Raw genomic sequence first — 20,479 nt, 5'->3', positions numbered from 1 at the left:
GTGTGCTACATGACCGCGCCCGACGTGTTTGCGCCGCGCGAAGAAGACGGGCACGCCTACGTGCTCCACGAAGAGGTGGGCCCCGAACTGGAGGCGGCGGCCCGGGATGGAGCCGAGGCCTGCCCGGAGCGGGCCATCACCGTCGAGTGAGATCGTCGGACGCGGGGCCGCGTCTCTTCTTCTCTTAAGAAAAGAGGCGGGCCCCGGCGAACCTGCCCTTTGACGCGGTGCCGTGCCGGGAAGCCCACGGAGCGACATCTATACTCCGGCACACGGATGCGCTCGCGACCCGAGGGGAAAGTCAATGTTCGCCGTCTACGCCGAGAGTTTCTCGTCCGATGACCCGCTGTCTGCGCTGCGCCTGGGGGAGCGTCCCGACCCCGAACCCCCAGCGGGCTGGACGGTGGTCACGGTCCGGGCCGCGTCGCTCAACCACCACGACGTCTGGTCGCTGCGCGGGGTGGGTCTGCGCGAAGAGCAGCTGCCGATGATCCTCGGCTGCGACGCTGCCGGGTACGACGAGGACGGCAACGAAGTCGTGGTCCACGCTGTCATCAGCAGCCCGGACTGGGTGGGGGATGAAACCCTCGACCCGCACCGCTCGCTGCTCAGCGAACGGTACCAGGGGACGTTCGCGGAAAAAGTGGCTGTTCCCCGACGCAACCTCGTCCCCAAGCCCCGGTCGCTCTCCTTCGAGGAGGCTGCCTGCCTGCCGACCGCGTGGCTGACCGCCTACCGCATGCTGTTCACCCAGGCTGAACTCAAGCCCGGCGACAGCGTGCTGGTGCAGGGCGCGGGTGGGGGAGTGGCGACCGCGCTGATCGCGCTGGGCCGGGCCGCGGGGCTGCGGGTCTTTGCGACGAGCCGGGATGCCGCTAAACGCGAACGCGCCCGTGAACTGGGCGCCCACGATACTTTTGCGCCCGGCGAACGGCTTCCCGTGCGGGTGGATGCGGTCATGGAGACGGTCGGCCGGGCGACCTGGTCGCACTCGGTCAAGTCGCTGCGTCCCGGGGGCACGGTCGTCATTGCAGGGACCACCTCGGGGCCCCAGCCGGACAACGCCGAGCTGACCCGGATCTTCTTCAAGCAGATGCGGGTGCAGGGTTCCACGATGGGCAGCCGACGGGAGCTCGAGCAGTTGCTGAGCTTCCTCGACCTCACCGGAGTTCGGCCGGTCATCCACGACACGATGCCGTTGGAGCGGGCGCGCGACGGGTTCGCCGCCATGGTGGCAGGCGACCTGTTCGGCAAGATCGTCTTCACGCGGTAGGCCCGACGCCGTTTCGGCAGCGACCCAGTGGGGTCGTGTTGCTCCCGGGACGGTTTCGCGCTACGTAGTGGGTGGTTCGCCATTGTGTTCTGACATGGCGCCACCCTTTTTTCTTTGCCGTAGCGCAATCTCTAGCACTCTGTGCTTGAGATGTTGCTTTTCGTATTACTAGGAAGCTAAATTAGTTTAACTATGCGTATCATTAATCTATCTGGCGATAATCACGCCGCCAGAGGATCGACCCCGAAGTGGAGGTGCTTGCCATGGCCCACCCACCCCTGAGGCCACAGAAGACAGCGATGCTGGTCGCCCAGCAGATCGTCGCCGACATCCACCGGCGCGGAAACAGGGTGGGTGACCGACTCCCCCCGGAGCGGGTGATGCTCGACGAGTACTCCGTGGGGCGAGGAACCCTCCGTGAATCGCTGCGCTTCCTGGAACTGCAAGGGGTCATTTCACTGCGGCCGGGTCCCGGGGGCGGTCCGATCGTCCAGCAGCCGGATGCGAGCAGCCTCACGACCACGCTGACGTTACTCATGCAGTTCGAGAAGGCGCCTTTCCGGACGATCACCGAGGCGCGCACCGCGCTGGAGCCCATGATGGCCCGCCTGGCTTCGGAGCGCATGAGCGACGAGAAGCTCAAAGAGCTCAAAGAGAGCGTGGACATGATGCGCGACAACCTGGAAGACCAGGAGGTCTTCCTGGAGCAGAACCGGCGCTTCCACGACCTCATCGCCCACGGCTCCGGCAACGTGATGTTCGGGTATCTCGTGGACTCCCTGCTCGGCATCCTCGACGGTTCGGCTATCGGTATCGACTATCCCCAGTTCCGTCGGGCCGCAGTGCACAAGGCCCATCTGAACATCTACGAGGCGATCGCCTCTCGTGATCCGGAAGCCTCGGCTGAAGCGATGGCGCAGCACATTCACGAGTACGTCCGCTACGCCGAGAAGAAGTTCCCCGAGGTGCTCGACGCTCCTATCGTGTGGAGCTCTTGAGCTTCCCCGCTGCCGCGCGCTCCGCAGCAGTGAACAGTGCTCCCATGGGGGAGCGCTGGACGGCGACAGAGTGGCGGTGGTGGCACGCCTCCCGTCTTCCCTGGTCACGTCAGAGCGTCGCGCTGTGCCTACATATAGACGAATGATCCAAATCATGATAAGAAATACGTATGGCAAAAGCGCGATCCAACGATGTGGTCATCGTCGACGCGGTGCGCACCGCCGCCGGTCGCGGACGTGAGGGCGGAGCCCTCGCCGACGTCCACCCGGTGGACCTGCTCGCCCAGACGCTCCGCCAACTGATTTCGCGCCACGACCTCGACCCGGGGACCGTGGACGACGTCATCATTGGCTGTGTGTCGCAGGTGGGCGAGCAGTCGGCGACCCCCGGACGCATGGCCTGGCTTGGCGCTGGTTTCCCCACCCATGTGCCGGCGACAACGATCGACCGCAAGTGCGGCTCCAGTCAGCAGGCAGTCCACTTTGCCGCCCAAGGCATCATGGCCGGCGTCTACGACATCGTGGTCGCCGGCGGTGTCGAGTCGATGAGCCGCGTCGTCATGGGTTCCGCGCGTATGGGCGCTGACCCCTACGGCACCCTCGTCGCCAAGCGCTACCACCCGGGCCTCGTCTCCCAGGGAGTGGCGGCCGAACTGGTCGCGGCGCGCTGGAACCTGGACCGCACCGCGCTGGACGAGTACTCGGTCCGCTCCCACACGCTGGCCGCCCAAACCCAAGAAGCAGGACTGTTCGACCGGGAGATCATCCCGGTGGAGACGCCGTCCGGCACGGTCAACCGCGACGAGACGATCCGCCCCAACAGCACCGTCGAGAAACTCGCCACCCTCAAAACCGTCTTCGGCACCCCCGAGCTGTCCGAGCGTTTCCCGGAGATCGAGTGGCGGATCACCGCGGGCAACTCCTCCCAGATCACGGACGGGGCCAGTGCGCTGCTGCTGATGAGCCGCGCCAAGTGCGAAGAGCTCGGCTACACCCCGCGTGCCCGCATCCACTCCATGGCGGTGTGCGGTGACGACCCGCTGCTCATGCTGACGGCCCCCATCCCCGCCACCCGGAAGGTCCTGGAACGCTCCGGCCTTTCGCTGTCCGACATCGACCACGTCGAGATCAACGAAGCCTTCGCTCCGGTCCCCCTGGCCTGGCTCTCCGAGTTCGACATCGACATCGACAAGGTCAACCCCCGGGGCGGCGCGATCGCGCTAGGCCACCCGCTCGGCGCCTCGGGCGCGCGGCTGATGACCACGATGCTGCACGCCCTGGAAGACAACGACCAGCAGTTCGGCCTGCAACTGATGTGCGAGGCCGGCGGTATGGCCAACGCCACCATCATCGAACGCATCTGACCGCGACCACTGACTTTCGGAGGAGACAGCGTGGACGTCAACGGAGCTTCCGTCGTCGTGACCGGAGGGGCTTCCGGGCTGGGAGCCGCGACCGCGGCACGGCTGGCGAAGCAGGGAGCCCACGTGGTCATCATCGACCTGCCGCAGTCCAAGGGCGCGGAGGTCGCCAAGGAGATCGGCGGGCAGTTCGGCCCCGCGGACGTGACCGACACCGACGCGGTCAACGCCGCGCTCGACCTCGCCGAAGCCAAGGCCCCGCTGCGCGCCCTGGTGCACTGCGCGGGACGCGGCGCCACCGTGCGCGTGGTGGAGAAGGACGGCAGCCCCGGGTCTATGGAGACCTATGAGGAGATCGTCCGGGTCAACCTCTTCGGCACGTTCAACATGCTGCGTCTGGCCGCCGCCCGGATGGCGAAGAACGACGTCGTCGACGAGGAGCGCGGCGTGTGCGTGCTGACCGCCTCGGTCGCCGCCTACGAGGGGCAGATCGGGCAGATCCCCTACGCCTCGGCCAAGGCCGGTGTGGTGGGTATGACCCTCGTGGCCGCCCGCGACCTGGCGTCGAAGAAGATCCGGGTCGCCACCATCGCCCCCGGGGTGTTCGACACGCCGATCCTCAGCCGCTTCCCGCAGGAGCTCCGCGACGCCCTCGGCAAGTCGGTGCCGCACCCCAACCGGCTGGGCCACGTCGACGAGTACGCCATGCTCGCCCACCACATCATCGAGAACAAGATGATCAACGGCGAGGTGATCCGCCTCGACGGTGCCCTGCGCATGAGCGCGCGCTAACGGAGAGCCCCGACCGCACAGCGTCCCGCCGCCGCAGCGGCGGGCGGCAGGAGAGAGAAGCGACGATGAGCACCACCAACGACGACGCACCTGAGGTTCTGGTCGAAGAGCGCGGCCGGGTGCTCGTGATCACCATGAACCGGCCCCGGGTCCGCAACGCGATGTCGCAGGCGATGGCCTACCGCATCGCGGAGGCCCTGGAGACGTTGGACAGCCGCCCCGACTTGAGTGTCGGCATCATCACCGGGGCGGGCGGCACTTTCTGCGCGGGCATGGACCTCAAGGGGTTCGCCCGCGGGGAGCGCCCCGTCGTCCCGGGCCGCGGGTTCGCGGGACTCGTGCAGCAGCCGCCGAAGAAGCCGCTGATCGCGGCGGTGGAAGGCTACGCCTTGGCCGGGGGCTTTGAGATCGTGCTTGCCTGCGACCTCATCGTGGCCTCGCAAGAGGCGAAGTTCGGCCTGCCCGAGGTGAAGCGCGGGCTGACCGCGGCGGCGGGCGGCCTGCTGCGCCTGCAGCACCGCATCCCCTACCACCTCGCCATGGAGCTGGTGCTGACCGGGAAGATGTGGCCCGCGACCGAGGCCGCCGAAGTCCACCTGGTCAACCGGCTCACCGAGCCGGGCAAGGCGTTCGAGGTCGCGCTGGAGCTGGCCGAGGAGGTCGCCGCCAACGCGCCGCTCGCCCTGGCCGCGTCCAAGCAGGTGCTGGTCCGCTCGGTGGACTGGCCGCTGGACACCCAGTTCGAGAAGCAGGAAGAGTACGTCAACCCGGTGCGCGAGTCCGAGGACGCCAAGGAAGGGGCGCGCGCGTTCGTGGAGAAGCGCGAGCCGCGCTGGACCGGACGGTAGCCGGAATAAGAGCAGACAGGCATCGAGGGCGCTCGAGCGGGCGCCCTCGATGTATCGGAGGGGGAAACCAGCACATAATTGCTGATCAACATAACCATGATTATGGTATGATTCTGCTTGTGCGAGGGGTGTGACGACGATCCCACCGGCTTGTTCGGCGGCCTTCTGGTGCGGGGGAGAGCTCCCGTGGGTGGGAGGCGTCGTGGGGGAGTTTTAGCGCCCGGCGCACCTCAAGGGTGGCGGGAATGCCGCACTGAGGGGAGTCGTGCTGGAGGCGGTGCGACGTCTGTTGACCCAGGGGGAGCCGGATGCTGAAATCTAGTATAATGATTAACCAAGACCGGAAGGGGACAGCCCCATGACGGCCAGACCCGTCGATGAGTACACGGAGATCCGCGAACTGGCTTCAAAGGTCGCCCGCGAGGTATACGGGCCGATCGCCGAGCAACTGGACGTGGAACGGAAGCCGATCTCCCGCGAAGAGCGGATCCGTCTCGGGGAGCTCGGATTCCTCGGCATCGCCCACCAGGAGCGTTACGGCGGTGCCGGAGCCCCGCTGGCCCAGGCGCTGGCGGTGATTGAGGAGTTTGCCCGGGTCTGCCGCCCGGCCGCCTTCCAGATCTTCGAGGCCAACACCGGTCCGGCCCAGGTGATCAACTACCTGGGGACTGAAGAGCAGCGCGAACGCTGGCTGCCGGACATCATCTCCGGTGAGAAGACCATGGCGGTCGCTATTTCCGAGCCCGACGCCGGATCGGCCGCAACCGACATGCGCACCACGGCCCGCCCCTCCGGCGACGGCTACGTCATCACCGGAACCAAACGGTGGATCTCCAACGGCGGTGAAGCCGACCTCTACCTCGTCTACGCCCGCCTCACCGACGAACCCGGCTCCAAGGGGATCGGCGCCCTCGTCGTCGAGAAAGGCACCCCCGGCCTCAGCTTCGGTCCCCCCGAACGGCTCATGGGCTTCCGCGGCATTCCCTCCGCTGACGTCATCCTCGACGAAGTCTGGGTCCCCAAGGAGAACTTGGTCGTCCCCGCCGGCGGTTTTGGCAAGCTGTTCGGAGTCTTCTCCATCGAGCGGCTCGGCAACACCACCATGAGCCTCGGCATCGGCCAGGAGGCACTCGACCGCACCATCGCCTATGTCCAAGAGCGGGAGCAGTTCGGCAAACCGCTCATCGAGTTCCAAAGTGTCCAGATCACTTTGGCCGACATGGTGATGCAAGTGGACTCCGCGCGCCTGCTGCAGCAGCGCGCCGCGGCCAGCGCCGAGGGCGGGAAGCTGCCCGACCCGCTGCAGGTCTCCCTGGCCAAGTGCGCCGCCAACGAGATGGCCAAGCGCGTGACCGACATGGCCATGCAACTGCACGGCGGCAACGGGTACACGGAAGAGTACGGCATCGAGCGGCTGCACCGGGACGCCCACGGCTGGGCTATCGCGGGCGGTACCCCGAACATGCAGCGGATCCGAATCGTCTCCGAGCTGCTGGGCCGCAAGTTCAACCAGCGCGCCTAGCACCTGGCCCACAGGGATTTCCTGGATCAGCGGTCGGCCCCCGCCACACGCGGCTGGACAGCGGCGGCATGTCGCGGGGGCCCGCCCACAGCGACGTTCGCGGAACGCCCACCAGGTCCCGGGCGGAAGACACGCCGCGCGTCGAAACGGTCCGCCGCGAGCTGGACCGTGGACCAAGACAGCTTCAGACGAGAAGGGGCGATCGTGGAAGAGGGGCAGATGTTCGACCTGGGACCGCGTCACCGCGAGATCCAGCGCATCGCGCGGTCCGTGGCCGAGCGGGTGGAAGAGTACGCTGACGAGGCAGACGCGGCGGTCGAGGTCCACCAGGGCGTGGCAGAGATCCTGCGGGAGAGCGGTCTGGCACGCCATGTGGTTCCCGCCGCCTACGGGGGAGAAAGCGACGTTCTCGACCCGCTGGCGATCGCCGTCATCCGCGAAGCGCTGATGTACACCTCGGCCCACCTGGACTCCCTCTTCGGCATGCAGGGGGTGGGCAGCTACTCGCTGGCGGTCGGCGGAACCGAGGAGCTCAAACGCGAGTGGCTCCCTAAGGTGGCGCGCCTGGAAGCGATCGCCGGACTCGCCCTGACCGAACCGGACATCGGCTCCGACCTGCGCGGGGTCACCACGACGATCGAGGCCACCCCCACCGGGGTGCGGGTCAGCGGACGCAAGTCGTTCATCACCAACGGCGGTGCCGCCGACTTCTACTGTGTCCTCGGCCGGGAGGGCGAGGGCTACTCCATGGTGCTGGTTCCCGCCGACACCCCCGGGCTGACGGTCGAGCGTGGCGACGACCTGATCGCCCCGCACATCCTCGGCGAACTGCACTTCGACGGTGCGGAAGTGCCCGAAAACCACCGGCTCGGCGTGCCGGGTAAAGCGTTCTCCCTCATGCTGCAGACACTCGCGGTGTTCCGGGTCACCGTGGCGGGCTCGGCGGTCGGCCTGGCCCAGGCTGCGCTGGACGAGGCGCTACGCCACGCCAAGACCCGTACCCAGTTCGGCCGCCCGCTCCTGGAACTGGGGGCAGTGTCCCAGAGCCTGGCCCTGTCGTGGACCGAGGTGGAGACGGCCCGGGCCATCACCTACCGAGCGGCAGCGCTCGCCAAGAACGATCCGCTCGCGCACCTGGACTACTCCTCGATCGCCAAGGTCAGCGCAACGGAGGCGGCTGGACGAGTGGTCGACCGCGCGGTGCAGGCCATGGGCCGCTTCGGGCTGATCCGCGGGTCCAAGATCGAGCGCCTCTACCGCAATGCCCGCCCGCTCCGCATCTACGAGGGCGCCACGGAGGTCCTGCTCGACTCCCTGGCCCGCAGGCTCGCCAAGCGCAGCAGCTAGACGTCCCCGCCAGCCGCAGCGGATGCGGTTGTGCTCTGCATAACCGCATCCCTTGACCCACCTCACACAGAAAACTATTATGATGATTACGACTAATAGGGTGTGGGGTGTGTCGCGGCGGGGGAGCCCACACGGACGACGACACGACACCACTGCGAAAGGACGCGACAATGCGCCGTTTTGAAGGACGTATCGCCGCCATCGTCGGCGGTGGATCCGGTATGGGCCGCGCCATCTCGCACCGCCTGGCCTCAGAGGGAGCCACCGTCTACGTCGCTGACCTCAGCGAAGAGTCCGCGAAGAAAGTCGCCGAGGAGATCACCGCCCAAGGCGGCAAGGCCGTTCCCGTCCAGGTCGACGCCACCAACAACGACAGCCTCCGGGCGCTGTTCGACCGCATCCGCTCCGACCACGGCGTCCTCCACGTCCTCCACGCCCAAGTCGGTATGCCCGGCCCCGGCGGCATCGAGACCAGCGACGAGGAGTGGCAGAAGAACATCGACGTCAACATCAAGAGCGCCTACTACACCTGCACCCTCGGCTACGACCTCCTCAAAGCCGCCAACGGCAAGGGGTCGATCACCATGACCTCCTCCACTTCGGCGCTCGTCGGATCCCCCTTTAGCCCCATCTACTCGCTGACCAAGGGCTCCCTTGTCCCCTTCGCCCGCGCCCTCGCACTCAAGGGCGCCCCGGACGGCATCCGCGTCAACGTCATCTGCCCCGGCACCGTGCAGACCCCCATGCTCGCCCAGTTCTTCGGTCGGGAACCGGGAGCCGACGTCTCCGAGCTGACCAAGGACTTCATCAAGAACATCCCGCTCGGCCGCGGTGCCCAGCCTGAAGAGATCGCCTCGGTCATCGCGTTCCTCGCCAGCGACGACGCCAGCTACGTCACCGGCGTCACCATCCCTGTCGACGGCGGCCTGACCGCCAAGTAGCGACCTGGACACCACCTCGTCCGCGCGGGAGCACGGCCCCGGGCGGACGAGGGCTGAACGGGAGGACCCCATGGACTTCAGCAAAGACACGGTGCACGAGGACATCCGCCAAGCAGTCCGGGACCTGTGCGCCAAATTCCCCGACGAATACTGGATGAAGCACGACCAGTCGCAGGAATTCCCCTGGGAGTTCTACAACGCCATCGTCGAGGCGGGCTGGTTGGGCTTGACCGTCCCCACCGAGTACGGCGGCGGCGGACTCGGCGTCACCGAAGCCGCCATCGTGGAACAGGAGATCGCCGCCTCCGGCGCGGGCATGAACGGATGCAGCGCCGTCCACATCGGCATCTTCGGTTTCGAACCGATCATCAAGTACGGCAGCGAAGACCTCAAACAGCGTTTCCTGCCCCGCCTGGTCAGCGGTGACCTGCACGTGTCCTTCGCCGTGACCGAGCCCGACGCCGGCACGGACACCACCAACCTCTCCACCTTCGCCCGCAAGGTCGACGGCGGCTGGCTGGTCTCCGGCAAGAAGGTCTGGATCACCAAGGCCCAGGAAGCCGAACGGCTCATCCTCCTGGCCCGCACCACCCCGCGCGACCAGGTGGCCAAGAAGACCGACGGGCTCACCCTGTTCTTCGCGCCCATGGACCGCGAACGGGTCACCGTGCGCCCCATCCCCAAGATGGGCCGCAACGCGGTCGACACCAACGAGCTGTTCATCGACGACCTGTTCGTTCCCGACGAAGACGTCATCGGCGAAGTCGGAAAGGGCTTCAAGACCATCCTGGCCGGGCTCAACGCCGAGCGGGTCATCTCCGCCAACGCCGCCATCGGCATCGGCCGCGCCGCCCTGCGCCGGGCCACCAACTACGCCAAGGAACGCGTCGTCTTCGGCCGTCCCATCGGCAAGAACCAGGGCATCGCCTTCCCCCTGGCTGAAGCCCTGATCAAACTCGACGCCGCGGACCTGATGTGCCAGCAGGCCGCCTGGCTGATCGACAACGGCTACCCCGCGGGACGGCAAGCCAACGCCGCCAAGTTCCTGGCTGCCGAAGCCGGATTCTTCGCCGCGGACGCGGCACTGAGCGTGCACGGCGGCTACGGCTACAGCAAGGAGTACCACATCGAACGGTACTTCCGGGAAGCCCGGCTGATGCGCATCGCCCCCATCAGCCAGGAAATGGTCCTCAACTACGTGGCCGAGCACGTTCTGGGTCTGCCGAGGAGCTACTGATGCGGCCGTACCGTTCCGTTCTCTTCGTCCCCGGCCACCGGCCCACCTGGGTGGACAAGGCCGTGGCCTCCGGGGCGGACGCGATCGTCCTCGACCTGGAAGACTCGGTGCCCGAGGCGGAGAAGGCAGCCGCCCGCGCCACCGTCGCCGAGTCCATCCGGCGGGTGCGCGCCACCAACTCCGACATCGGGCTGTTCGTCCGGGTCAACCCGCTGCACACCAAGCTGACCGGGGCCGACTTGGAAGAAGTCGTGATCCCCGGACTGACCGGTATCTTCGCTCCCAAAGTGGAGCAGGCCACCGATGTGCTGCGCTACGACGCGCTGCTCGACCACTTCGAGACCCGCAACGGGGTCAGCGGGCTGGAGTACATCATCCCGGTGGAGACGGTGAAAGCCATCCACGCCTGCCGTGAGGTGGCTGCCGCATCCCCGCGGGTGGGCGCCATGATCGGCCCCACCGCCGAGCACGCCGACATTGCCAGGGCCGTGGGATACGAGTGGACCCTGGAAGGCACGGAGACGCTCTACCACCGCAGCCGGATCCTGCTCGCCTGCCGAGAAGCCGGGATCCACGCCCTCACCGGGCTGTGGGAGGACCTGGACAACCTCGACGGCCTGCGGGAGTTCGCGCGGCGCGGCCGCCAGCTCGGCTACCGGGGCATGATCGCGATCCACCCCAGCCACGTCGCGGTCATCAACGAGGTCTTCACACCCTCTGACGCCGACATCGCCTTCTACCGAGGCTTGGTCGAGGCGTACGAGAAAGCTGCTGCGGAGGGGGTCGGCGCACTGCGCTACCGGGGCGTGCACATCGACAAGGCCCACTACGACAAGGCATTGGAATGGCTGGAGCGCGCCGAGCAGTTGCGGGCGCGTAACGCCGCGAGCGCGGAGGAGGCGAAATAACGATGCGAGGGCTGTACTACGAAGAGTTCGAGGTGGGCAAGGTCTACAAGCACCCGTTCACCCGGACCGTCACCGAGATGGACAACATCCTGTTCACCTCGCTGACGATGAACTTGCAGCCGCTGCACCTGGATGAGGAGTTCGCGAAGACCACCATCCACGGCCGGCGCGTCTTCAACAGCCTGTTCACCCTGGCGCTCATCGGTGCATTCCACGTGCCCGAGCTGACCATGGGCACCACCCTGGGCAACCTCGGCTACGACGAGGTCAAGTTCCCCCACCCGGTCTTCCACGGCGACACCCTGCGCGGTGAGACCACCATCCTCGACAAGCGCGAGTCCAAGAGCCGCACCGACTCGGGGATCGTCTGGTTCGAACACCGCGGATACAACCAGGACGACGTCTTGGTCTGCGTGTGCCGCCGGGCAGGTCTCATGCTCAAGAAGCCAGCCAACGCCGACGACAACAAGGGAGAGGCCTGATGAGCATCAGCAGCGAGCGGATCGCAGCCCTCCGCGACTATGTCCCCGAGGTACGCGAGCTGACCATCGACGGCAAGCCGGTCAAGCCCGCCGGCGAGACCTGGGACGTCTACAACCCCGCCACCGAAGAGGTCATCGCCACCGTCAGCGGAGCCACTAAAGAACAGGTCGACGAGGCGATCCGGGCCGCCCGCACCGCCTTCGACACCTGGTCGAAGATGTCGGGCGAGGAGCGGTCCGCCGCCATGCACAGCCTCGCCGACCGCTTGGAGGCCCGGTGGGAGGAGCTGCTGGCCTCCATCGTCAACGAGGTGGGCACCCCCGTCTCCACCGCCGAGTTCCTCCAGGTGAAGATGGGTCTCGGCCACCTGCGCTGGTTCGCTGACGCGGCGAAGAAGGACCGCACCGTCCACCTGGGCCCCTACGACGTGCCCGTGCCGACGATGAGCGACGTCGACCACTACCCGGTGGGTGTGGTCGCCGCGATCACCGGCTACAACTACCCGCTCAACCTGGCTGGCTTCAAGTACGGTGCGGCGCTGGCCGCGGGCTGCACCGTGGTGCTGCTGCCGTCGCCGCGCACCCCGCTGACCACCCTGCTGCTCGGCGAGATCATCCGCGAGTCGGACCTGCCCGACGGGGTGATCAACGTCGTCCTCGGTGGGGCGGACATCGGCCAGTACCTGTCCTCCCACCCGGGCGTGGACAAGGTGTCCTTCACCGGTTCTGACGCGGTGGGCGCCAAGATCATGGAGCAGGCGGCGGCCAACCTCAACGACGTCGTCCTGGAGCTGGGCGGCAAGTCCGCCAACATCGTCCTGCCCGGCTGCGACGTGGAGTCCTTCGCGGTGGACATGCACATGCGCTGGTCCCGCAACTCCGGCCAGGGGTGTGCGGCACTGGCCCGGCTGCTGGTCCACGAGGACCTCTTCGACCGCTTCATGAAGGCGGGCGCCGAGGCGTTCCCGAAGATGAAGGTCGGCGACCCGTGGGACCCGGAGACCCACATCGGCCCGCTGATCCGCCCCGATCACCGCGACCGCGTCAACGGGTTCATCACCGAGGCGCTCGAGCAGGGCGGCAAGGCGCTCCTCCAGGTGGAGACCCCGCTGCCGGAGAAGGGCTGGTACGTCAACCCGATCCTGCTGGGCAACCTGCCGCACAGCGCCCGCGCCGTGCAGCAGGAGATCTTCGGCCCGGTCGCCGTCGTCCTCACCTACAAGGACGTCGACGAGGCGATCCGGCTGGCCAACGACACCGCCTACGGCCTGGCTGCCAACGTGTGGGCGCCCACCCTGGAGGAGGGCCGCCGCGTGGCCGAGCAGTTGCGGGCCGGCACCGTGTGGATCAACGGCGGCGGTGCAATGCGTCCCGACGCACCCTTCGGCGGCTCGGGCCGTTCCGGTATCGGCAGGGAGCTCGGTGAGTGGGGCATCCAGGAGTTCCTGGAGCCGCGCCACATCCAGTGGGCTCTGTGATACCCGTTCCAACCCCCTTCGGTACGGCTCTTCGAAAGTAGGCGAACATGACGGAGAACAGGGCCGGAGCAAACGGTCCCCTCGCCGGGGTGCGGGTGCTCGAACTCGGGTCGATGTACGCTGCGCCCACGGCGGGGCGGATGTTGCGGGACTTCGGAGCCCAGGTCATCAAAGTCGAGGATCCGAAGACCGGGGACTATGCCCGGCAGTGGGTGCCGCAGAAGGATGGCCTGTCGCTGGGGTTCTCCCGGCTCAACTCCGGTAAGCGCTCGATCGGCGTCGACCTGCGCAAGCCAGAGGGCCAGCAGCTCGTCCGGCGGCTGGCGGCCCACGTGGACGTGGTCGTCGAGTCGTTCCGGCCGGGACGACTGGAGGAGTGGGGGCTGGACTATGCGGCGCTGAGCGCCGACAATCCCGGCCTGGTGCTGACCCGGGTCTCCGGTTTCGGGCAGACCGGCCCCTACCGGGAACGGCCCGGGTTCGGCACCGTGGCCGAGACCGCCTGCGGGTTCGCCCACATCAACGGGTGGCCCGACACCCCGCCGACCGCGCCGCCCTTCGGGTTCGCCGACTCGATTGCCGGTATTTCCGCGGCCATGGGGACAGCCATGGCGCTGTTCCGCCGGGAGCGGACCGGCAAGGGAGACGTGGTGGACGTGGCCCTGTACGAGCCGTTGATGTTCATCATCGGCGACATGGTGCTACGGTACACGGCGCTGGGTGAGGTGCAGGGCCGGATCGGCAACGACACCGGTGCGGCCTCGCCCCGGGGCATCTACCGGGCGGCCGACGGCAAGTACCTGGCGATTGCCGCGTCGAGCCAGACGATCGCGGCCCGGCTGTTCGCAGCGATGGGGCAGCCCGACCTGATCAAGGACCCGCGGTTCGCGACCAACGCGGCCCGGCTCGCCAACAACGAGCTGGTGCAGAAGCAGGTCTCCGACTGGGTCGGCTCCCTGCCGCGCGACCAGGTGCTGGCCATCCTGGAGGAGCACGAGGTGGTCAGCTCCCCGGTCAACGACGCCAGCGACATCGTGGTCGATCCGCACTTCTTGGAGCGCACGCTTGTGCAAATCACCGGCAACGAGAAGCTGAAGTCGGTGCTGATGCCGGGCCCGGTGCTGCACATGTCCAGCTACGCAGGTCCCGAATACCACGGAGTGCCCGAGATCGGCGAGCACACGCACACGGTGCTGGCCGAAGAGTTCGAATTCTCCGAAGCAGAGCTCGCGGAACTCGCTGATCAAGGTGTGATCAGCGCTCCCGCGAAGCAGTGAGCTGAGGAGCCGCGATCCACTCCTCCGCCGGGCTCGCGAAACGGTCGCATTCGGGATTTGGGGTCTGTGCTTTTCCCGGAGATAAACCGTCGTGAAATCGGCGGGGGAGTGGAATAGCGGTATGCTGCCGAACATTATGAGTGGATTTGGGCCATCCGGCGTCACATGGGAACGGCGTAGCGAGAAGGTCTCCGAGATCGTCGCGCGGGAGATCGTGCGCGACATCGCTAAGAGACGCCCCGCTCCGAATTCCGTTTTGGAATCCGAAAGCGCCATGATCAAGCGCTACCAGGTAGCGCGCGGTTCTCTCCGTGAGGCGCTACGCATCCTCGAAGTGCACGGGCTGATCCGGATGAAACCGGGGCCTGGCGGAGGTCCGGTGCTGTCCGAGGTGAGCAGCCGCGACTTCGGTCGGATGGCGACTCTGTTCTTCCAGGTACTCGACATTCGGTTCTGCGAACTTGTTGAGGCCCGGCTCATGCTGGAGCCGTTTATGGCCCGTCTGGCAGCCGAGCGGCACGACCCGAAGGACCACGAGGAACTGCGGGCTATCGTGCAGCAGGGGTTTGCCGCAAAGACCACGGATGCGTGGTTGCAGGCCACCGACGCGTTTCACACCAAAGTCCTGTCGATGTCCGGCAACGGCTTGCTCACGCTCATTGCGTGCGCGTTGAAGGACATTTTCACGGAACGCGCTTCGACTATCTATGTGGCTAATGAGGGCGATCACATCAGGGAGACCCACTCGGAGATCGCAGAAGCGGTCATCGGGGGCGATGCGGAGACCGCGGAGCGCTTGATGCGGGAGCATCTCCAGGAATACGCGGATTTGGTTGCGGAACGCGAACCGACCTTGATGAACGAGGTCGTCGACTGGCGTTGAGCAAGAATCAACCCCGGGAAACCTGCCGGGGCGACAACCGCTGAATTCGGGGACAATCCGCGTCCGGAATCGTTGCTCAGCGCGACGGCTGGACGAGGGCTGGTGACCACAACACCCCGGTCACGGTCGGCTGCAGTGGGCGCGTCGGCCGTGACCGGGGTGTTGTCGTTGGAAGCTCGTGCTCGCGAGGCCTGCGGAATGTGACCTCTGGCACTCACCTGCCTCCTATTGATATTAATAGTTATAATCTCGTGAATCTTTGGTGGTGGACTGTTCTCGAAACCCTACAGAACGTCATAACTGCAGGTTGCAATGGGTGGAGAGAGAGCCTTGTGACGGGTGGGGCCAGGCTGATGGACCTTGCAGGTTGTGGCCAACGGCTCTAGAGGAGTCCGGACGGACTAGACAGTTGTGACCTGGACCTCTAACGTGACAACCATCACGATAATCATCATGATTACGTGGTCAGCGTGATTGGAGCGTCCATGAACATGCGCAAGAGCTGGTCCCGCACCCTGCTCGCCGCCACCGGAGCCACAGCGCTGCTCGCCGCGGCCGCCTGCGGCACCAACGAGGCGGGAGAAAGCAGCTCCACGGGAGAGGGGCTGCCGGACACCATCAAGATCATGTCCATCAAGGAGATGACCGGCCCCGTCTCCTTCGCAGGTGAGAACAGCACCAAGGGCATCGACCTGGCGGTCGAACAGATCAACGAACAAGGCTTCCTGGGCGACACCAAGCTGGAGATCGACCTCAAGGACGCCTCGGACAGCACCCAGGAGGCTGCCAGCCTCGCCACCCAGGCCGTCTCGGACAAGTCCTACTCCGCGATCCTCGGCCCCGGCCTGAGCAGCCAGGCTTCCGCGATCTCCCCGATCGCAGAAAAAGGCGAGATCCCGGTCATCTACTACCAGGCGGGAAGCGACGGTGTCCTCGTAGGCGACTACACCTACCGCGTGACCGCTCCGGCCGCCTCCTACTACCACATCATCGGCGACTACCTGGCCGAGAAGAAGGTGAAGACCGCCGCCGTCCTCTACACCAGCGGCAACCCCACCCTCACCGAGCTCGGTGAGAAGGCGGTTCCCGGGGTGATCGAGGAGAACGGTGTCACCATCAAGCGCTCCGACACGGTGAGCAACGACACCCAGGACTTCACCGCCGTCACCTCCGAGATCATCAAGGCCGACCCGGACGCTGTCTTCCTCCTGCTGCTCGGCCCGCAGAACCCCCGTGCGGTGAGCCAGCTCAAGCAGAAGGGCTACGACGGCGAGATCATCGGCATGACCACCATGGGCGCCGGCAACCTGGAGACCGCCGGTGAGGACGCCGCAGGCGTGGTGTGGCCCAGCAACTTCAGCGCCCGCAGCGAAGTCCCCTCCACCCAGGAATTCGTCAAGGCCTACGAAGAGAAGTACGGCGAGCTGCCCAACAACTACGCCGCCGAAGGCTACGACGCCGTGTGGCTGCTGGCCCGCGGCATCAAGGAAGCCAACAGCGCCGACCGAGTCGCTATCCGGGAAGGCATCGCCAAGGTTGCCGCTGAAGGCTTCGACGGCGCACAAGGCCCCCTCAGCTTCGAGAACAACGACGTCCGTGTCGAGGGCGTGATCGCCAGCTGGAACGGCTCCGAGGAAGTCGTCGTCACGCTGGGTGATGACTGATCCGGTCCGCGGCTACTGGTGCCTAACCAACCATCCGGAAACACGATGAACAGGCATGACACACGAGTGTGGCAGGAGACGATCGAAAGGAGGGGTCCGCTGTGGAAATCCTGATTAACGCGGTCACCCTCGGATCGCTGTACCTGCTGTTCGCGCTCGGCATGAGCGTGGCGTGGGGAACGATCGGCATCCTCAACTTCGCCCACGGCAGCACCTTCATGTTCTCGGCGATGGTCGCCTACTACACGGTGCAGATGGTGGCCCTGCCGATGTGGGCCATGATCCTGCTCGGGGCCGCAGTGGGCATGGTGCTGTCCGTCCTGACCCAGGCGCTGATCTTCAACTTCATCCTGCGCCGCAACCCCGACCTGCTCAAAGCGGAGATGCAGATCGTGGTGGGCGGTATCGGTGCCGCCAGCGTCCTGCTGGCGATCGCCCAGCACTACACGAAGAGCGTGCCGTTCGGTTTCTCCGCCAGCACGTTCAAGACCACCACCTACCAGCTCGGCGCCATACACATCTCCAATGTGCAACTGGTCATCCTGGTGGCAGCCTTCGGCCTGGCCGGCCTGGCTGCATGGTGGTTGAAGTCCGCCCGGGCCGGGCTGGCGCTGCGAGCAATCGGGGTCAACCCCGAGGTCGCCAGCCTCATGGGGGTGGACCGTGGCCGGATGGCGTTGGGCACCATGGCCGCGGCCGGCGCACTAGCCGGAACCGCGGGCATCCTGCTCACCTACTACCTGGGCTCCATTGCCGCCGAAACCGGCGACAGCTTCCTGATCAGCGCGTTCGCCGCGATCATCCTGGGCGGTATCGGATCGGTCATCGGCGTGGTCGTCGGGTCGATGATCCTGGCGCTCGCCGAGACGCTCGTGGTGACCCAGCTGTCAGGTACCTGGGCCAGCGCGGTGGCTTTCGGGCTCATCTTCGTGGTGCTGCTCTTCCTGCCCCGCGGCATCTTCGGCCGTAAGGAGGTACGGCGGACATGATCGGCTGGTACGAGGCCAACATCGTCCTCATCGAGGCCACCTTCCTCAACTTCCTGCTGGCGCTGAGCATCCAGGTGCCGCTGCGGGTGGGTGTCTTCTCCTTCGCCGGGGTCGGAAGCTACGGTCTCGGCGCCTACACCGCGGCCATCCTCACCATCCGCTACGACGTGCCGGCGTTCGTCGCCATCGGTGCGGCTGTCGTCTTCGCAGCCGTGGTCGGCTACCTGTTCTCCCTGATCGTCGCCCGGCTCAACGGCCTGTACCTGGCCATGGCCACGATCGCGTTCGTGTTGATCATCTCGGTGCTGGCCACCAACGGCGGCGAGCTGACCGGTGGGGCGAACGGGCTGTACGGGGCGCTGAGCGACCTGACCACCGGCGGTGTGGTCGCGGTGTGCGTCGTGGTGGCGTTCCTGCTGGCACTGACCGAACGCGGCCCGCTGCGCCGCCGGATCGAAGCGGTCCGCGAAGACCCGGAACTGTCGATGTCCATGGGGATCGGCGTCGTCACGGTCCGCCAGCTCGCCTTCACCGTCAGCGGTGCGCTCGGCGCCTGCGCCGGAGCGATGAACGCCCTGCTGCGCACCACGGTCTCCCCGGAGGAGATCAACTTCCACCTGATCGTGCTCGCCCTGACGATGGTCATCATCGGCGGGTCGCGCTCCTGGATGGGTGCGTTCATCGGTGCCGTCATCTTCACCTGGCTGCCGAGCATGCTGGCCACCACGGGCCGCTGGCAGGACGTGGTGTACGGCCTGATCATCATCCTCGCGGCGATCTTCATGCCCACCGGGCTGCTCGGGCTGGTGCAGAGCCTGTACCAGAAGCTCCGCGGCCGGTCGCGGACCGCGGCCCCCGCAGAGCCGCCCGCCGAGGAGGCGGTGGAGGAACGCGCGATGCTCCAAGCCCTCAGCGGCGAGTCCAAGGAGGGGGTGCGATGACCACCACCGAGACCGCGGCACCCTACGTCCTCGAAGCCGAGGATGTGGCGGTGCACTACGGCGGGATCAAAGCCGTGGACGGTTTCGGGCTGCGGCTGCCACCCGGAAAGATCTACGGCATCCTGGGCCCCAACGGGTCCGGGAAGAGCACCTTCCTCGCCGCGGTAACGCGGCTGGTGCCGCTGACCCGGGGACGCCTGCTGCTCGACGGCAAGGAGTACCACAGCGAGCCGCCGATGAAGCTGGCCCGCAAAGGCCTGGCCCGCACCTTCCAGACCGTGCGGCTGCTGCCCGAGCTGACCGTCTTGCAGAACGTCCAGCTCGGCGCGGACATCAACGACCCGCGGGGACGGCTGCGGTCCTGGCTGGGACGCGACCGGCCCTCGGAAGCGGTGGAAGAAGCGATCGAGCGGACCGGTCTGGGCGACGTCCGGAACGCCTGGCCGACCGAGCTGTCCTACGGCATGGCCCGGCGGGTAGAGATCGCCCGCGCGCTGGCGGCCCGGCCCCGCCTGCTCTTGCTGGACGAGCCCACCGCGGGCATGAACCACTCCGAGCGGCAGGAAGTCTCGGAGCTGATGCAGAAACTGCGGGACGAGGGACTGGCCCAACTGATCGTCGAACACGACGTCCAGATGATGGTCGACACCTGCGACCACCTCGTGGCGATGAACTTCGGCTCCCTGGTGGCGGAAGGCTCGCCGCAGGAGGTCGTCTCCCACCCCGCGGTGCAGGAAGCCTACTTGGGAAAGCGGTGGCGGTCCCATGCTTGAGATCCGCGATCTGCACGTCAGCTACGGAAAGATCGAGGCGGTGCGCGGGGTCAGCGCATCCGCGTCCCCCGGCAGGATCACCCTGGTCCTGGGCGCCAACGGCGCGGGGAAGACCACGACGCTGCGGGCGGCCATGGGGCTCCTTCCCGTCCGCTCCGGTGAGGTGCTGCTGGACGGCAAGCCGATCACCGGCCGGCCCACCCACCGCATCGTCCGCGACGGTCTCGTCCTCGTTCCTGAAGGACGGCAGGTCTTCGCGCCGTTGACCGTGGAGGAGAACCTCATCCTCGGCGGCTACACGGTGTCCAAAGAGAAGGCGGCCGAGACCATGGAACAGGTCTACGAGATGTTCCCCATCCTCAAGGAGCGGCGGAACGGCCCGGCCGGCCTGCTCAGCGGTGGGGAGCAGCAGATGCTCGCCTTCGGGAGGGCGCTCATGTCCTCTCCGCGGGCGATGATGCTCGACGAACCCTCCATGGGGTTGGCGCCCACGATGGTCGAGTCGGTGCTGAGCAGTGTTCGCAGCATCGCCGACTCCGGGATCGCGCTGCTCATGGTGGAGCAGAACGCTGAGATGGGACTGGAGATCGCCGACGACGTCGTGGTCGTGGCGCGCGGCGAGGTCGTCTTCAGCGGCCCCGCCGAACAGGCCCGCCAGAACTCTTCGGTGGTCCGCGCTTTCCTCGGGGAGGCAGCGCTCAGTTCCTGACCGTAGGCGTCGGGGCCGTGCAGTGCACGGCCCCGACGTGTGTCACGAGACGTTCC

Annotated in this window: 20 protein-coding genes; all 20 read left to right on the top strand. The window is 66.7% G+C overall.

Going from position 1 to position 20,479, the window contains the following annotated elements:
* Positions 1 to 9: 9 nt before the first annotated feature.
* The 20 genes from TF1_RS01280 (at position 10) to TF1_RS01185 (ending at position 20,423) form a co-directional block, all read left to right on the top strand.
* Positions 10 to 150 carry a ferredoxin gene (locus TF1_RS01280; RefSeq protein WP_061783545.1) on the top strand — a complete coding sequence of 47 codons (141 nt, stop codon included), beginning with the start codon at positions 10 to 12 and terminating at the stop codon, positions 148 to 150.
* Between the two features lie 154 nt (positions 151 to 304).
* The gene (locus TF1_RS01275; protein WP_011291717.1) at positions 305 to 1,273 is read left to right on the top strand and encodes a zinc-binding dehydrogenase; all 969 of its coding nucleotides are present in this window, start codon (positions 305 to 307) and stop codon (positions 1,271 to 1,273) included.
* 263 nt (positions 1,274 to 1,536) lie between these two features.
* Complete coding sequence (locus TF1_RS01270; protein WP_011291718.1) at positions 1,537 to 2,271, top strand: FadR/GntR family transcriptional regulator; 735 nt, start codon at positions 1,537 to 1,539, stop codon at positions 2,269 to 2,271.
* 170 nt (positions 2,272 to 2,441) lie between these two features.
* Positions 2,442 to 3,635 (top strand): thiolase family protein, encoded by a 1,194-nt coding sequence (locus TF1_RS01265; RefSeq protein WP_011291719.1) that lies wholly within the window; start codon positions 2,442 to 2,444, stop codon positions 3,633 to 3,635.
* 30 nt (positions 3,636 to 3,665) lie between these two features.
* Entirely contained in the window at positions 3,666 to 4,424 is a 759-nt protein-coding gene (locus tag TF1_RS01260) for an SDR family NAD(P)-dependent oxidoreductase (protein ID WP_011291720.1), read from the top strand.
* Positions 4,425 to 4,489: 65 nt separating this feature from the next.
* Positions 4,490 to 5,272 (top strand): crotonase/enoyl-CoA hydratase family protein, encoded by a 783-nt coding sequence (locus tag TF1_RS01255; RefSeq protein ID WP_011291721.1) that lies wholly within the window; start codon positions 4,490 to 4,492, stop codon positions 5,270 to 5,272.
* A gap of 358 nt (positions 5,273 to 5,630) precedes the next feature.
* A complete protein-coding gene (locus TF1_RS01250) occupies positions 5,631 to 6,794 on the top strand; it encodes an acyl-CoA dehydrogenase family protein (RefSeq protein ID WP_011291722.1) in 1,164 nt (387 codons plus the stop codon).
* Between the two features lie 168 nt (positions 6,795 to 6,962).
* Positions 6,963 to 8,141 carry an acyl-CoA dehydrogenase family protein gene (locus TF1_RS01245; protein WP_011291723.1) on the top strand — a complete coding sequence of 393 codons (1,179 nt, stop codon included), beginning with the start codon at positions 6,963 to 6,965 and terminating at the stop codon, positions 8,139 to 8,141.
* A gap of 170 nt (positions 8,142 to 8,311) precedes the next feature.
* Complete coding sequence (locus TF1_RS01240) at positions 8,312 to 9,082, top strand: SDR family NAD(P)-dependent oxidoreductase (RefSeq protein WP_016188577.1); 771 nt, start codon at positions 8,312 to 8,314, stop codon at positions 9,080 to 9,082.
* Positions 9,083 to 9,152: 70 nt separating this feature from the next.
* Positions 9,153 to 10,319 (top strand): acyl-CoA dehydrogenase family protein, encoded by a 1,167-nt coding sequence (locus tag TF1_RS01235; RefSeq protein WP_011291725.1) that lies wholly within the window; start codon positions 9,153 to 9,155, stop codon positions 10,317 to 10,319.
* Positions 10,319 to 11,227 carry an HpcH/HpaI aldolase/citrate lyase family protein gene (locus TF1_RS01230; protein WP_061783544.1) on the top strand — a complete coding sequence of 303 codons (909 nt, stop codon included), beginning with the start codon at positions 10,319 to 10,321 and terminating at the stop codon, positions 11,225 to 11,227. The genes TF1_RS01235 and TF1_RS01230 overlap by 1 nt, the downstream gene beginning before the upstream one ends.
* Positions 11,228 to 11,229: 2 nt before the next feature.
* Positions 11,230 to 11,709, top strand: a complete 480-nt coding sequence (locus TF1_RS01225; RefSeq protein ID WP_011291727.1) for a MaoC family dehydratase — start codon at positions 11,230 to 11,232, stop codon at positions 11,707 to 11,709.
* The gene (locus tag TF1_RS01220; protein WP_011291728.1) at positions 11,709 to 13,187 is read left to right on the top strand and encodes an aldehyde dehydrogenase family protein; all 1,479 of its coding nucleotides are present in this window, start codon (positions 11,709 to 11,711) and stop codon (positions 13,185 to 13,187) included. Before TF1_RS01225 ends, TF1_RS01220 begins: the two co-directional genes overlap by 1 nt.
* A gap of 47 nt (positions 13,188 to 13,234) precedes the next feature.
* Positions 13,235 to 14,464, top strand: coding sequence for a CaiB/BaiF CoA transferase family protein (locus tag TF1_RS01215; RefSeq protein ID WP_011291729.1), 1,230 nt, complete (start codon positions 13,235 to 13,237; stop codon positions 14,462 to 14,464).
* A 121-nt stretch (positions 14,465 to 14,585) separates the two neighbouring features.
* Positions 14,586 to 15,347, top strand: coding sequence for a FadR/GntR family transcriptional regulator (locus TF1_RS01210; protein WP_011291730.1), 762 nt, complete (start codon positions 14,586 to 14,588; stop codon positions 15,345 to 15,347).
* Between the two features lie 485 nt (positions 15,348 to 15,832).
* Positions 15,833 to 17,011, top strand: coding sequence for an ABC transporter substrate-binding protein (locus tag TF1_RS01205; RefSeq protein ID WP_011291731.1), 1,179 nt, complete (start codon positions 15,833 to 15,835; stop codon positions 17,009 to 17,011).
* 101 nt (positions 17,012 to 17,112) lie between these two features.
* Positions 17,113 to 18,000, top strand: a complete 888-nt coding sequence (locus TF1_RS01200) for a branched-chain amino acid ABC transporter permease (protein ID WP_011291732.1) — start codon at positions 17,113 to 17,115, stop codon at positions 17,998 to 18,000.
* On the top strand, positions 17,997 to 18,941 hold the full coding sequence (locus TF1_RS01195) for a branched-chain amino acid ABC transporter permease (protein ID WP_061783543.1): 945 nt from the start codon (positions 17,997 to 17,999) through the stop codon (positions 18,939 to 18,941). Before TF1_RS01200 ends, TF1_RS01195 begins: the two co-directional genes overlap by 4 nt.
* Positions 18,938 to 19,714 (top strand): ABC transporter ATP-binding protein, encoded by a 777-nt coding sequence (locus TF1_RS01190; protein WP_011291734.1) that lies wholly within the window; start codon positions 18,938 to 18,940, stop codon positions 19,712 to 19,714. Before TF1_RS01195 ends, TF1_RS01190 begins: the two co-directional genes overlap by 4 nt.
* Entirely contained in the window at positions 19,707 to 20,423 is a 717-nt protein-coding gene (locus TF1_RS01185) for an ABC transporter ATP-binding protein (RefSeq protein ID WP_011291735.1), read from the top strand. The genes TF1_RS01190 and TF1_RS01185 overlap by 8 nt, the downstream gene beginning before the upstream one ends.
* Positions 20,424 to 20,479 lie beyond the last annotated feature (56 nt).

Origin of the sequence: Thermobifida fusca NBRC 14071 = JCM 3263 (assembly GCF_001592045.1) — a bacterium.
GTDB classification, from domain to species: domain Bacteria; phylum Actinomycetota; class Actinomycetes; order Streptosporangiales; family Streptosporangiaceae; genus Thermobifida; species Thermobifida fusca.
This window is presented reverse-complemented; position numbering and strand designations above follow the sequence as displayed.

Bases quoted from the DNA above. Each gene is read 5' to 3' on its own strand.
- TF1_RS01280 (WP_061783545.1), top strand. From the start codon at position 10: ATGACCGCGCCCGACGTGTTTGCGCCGCGCGAAGAAGACGGGCACGCC.
- TF1_RS01275 (WP_011291717.1), top strand. From the start codon at position 305: ATGTTCGCCGTCTACGCCGAGAGTTTCTCGTCCGATGACCCGCTGTCT.
- TF1_RS01270 (WP_011291718.1), top strand. From the start codon at position 1,537: ATGGCCCACCCACCCCTGAGGCCACAGAAGACAGCGATGCTGGTCGCC.
- TF1_RS01265 (WP_011291719.1), top strand. From the start codon at position 2,442: ATGGCAAAAGCGCGATCCAACGATGTGGTCATCGTCGACGCGGTGCGC.
- TF1_RS01255 (WP_011291721.1), top strand. From the start codon at position 4,490: ATGAGCACCACCAACGACGACGCACCTGAGGTTCTGGTCGAAGAGCGC.
- TF1_RS01250 (WP_011291722.1), top strand. From the start codon at position 5,631: ATGACGGCCAGACCCGTCGATGAGTACACGGAGATCCGCGAACTGGCT.
- TF1_RS01240 (WP_016188577.1), top strand. From the start codon at position 8,312: ATGCGCCGTTTTGAAGGACGTATCGCCGCCATCGTCGGCGGTGGATCC.
- TF1_RS01235 (WP_011291725.1), top strand. From the start codon at position 9,153: ATGGACTTCAGCAAAGACACGGTGCACGAGGACATCCGCCAAGCAGTC.
- TF1_RS01230 (WP_061783544.1), top strand. From the start codon at position 10,319: ATGCGGCCGTACCGTTCCGTTCTCTTCGTCCCCGGCCACCGGCCCACC.
- TF1_RS01225 (WP_011291727.1), top strand. From the start codon at position 11,230: ATGCGAGGGCTGTACTACGAAGAGTTCGAGGTGGGCAAGGTCTACAAG.
- TF1_RS01220 (WP_011291728.1), top strand. From the start codon at position 11,709: ATGAGCATCAGCAGCGAGCGGATCGCAGCCCTCCGCGACTATGTCCCC.
- TF1_RS01215 (WP_011291729.1), top strand. From the start codon at position 13,235: ATGACGGAGAACAGGGCCGGAGCAAACGGTCCCCTCGCCGGGGTGCGG.
- TF1_RS01210 (WP_011291730.1), top strand. From the start codon at position 14,586: ATGCTGCCGAACATTATGAGTGGATTTGGGCCATCCGGCGTCACATGG.
- TF1_RS01205 (WP_011291731.1), top strand. From the start codon at position 15,833: ATGAACATGCGCAAGAGCTGGTCCCGCACCCTGCTCGCCGCCACCGGA.
- TF1_RS01195 (WP_061783543.1), top strand. From the start codon at position 17,997: ATGATCGGCTGGTACGAGGCCAACATCGTCCTCATCGAGGCCACCTTC.
- TF1_RS01190 (WP_011291734.1), top strand. From the start codon at position 18,938: ATGACCACCACCGAGACCGCGGCACCCTACGTCCTCGAAGCCGAGGAT.
- TF1_RS01185 (WP_011291735.1), top strand. From the start codon at position 19,707: ATGCTTGAGATCCGCGATCTGCACGTCAGCTACGGAAAGATCGAGGCG.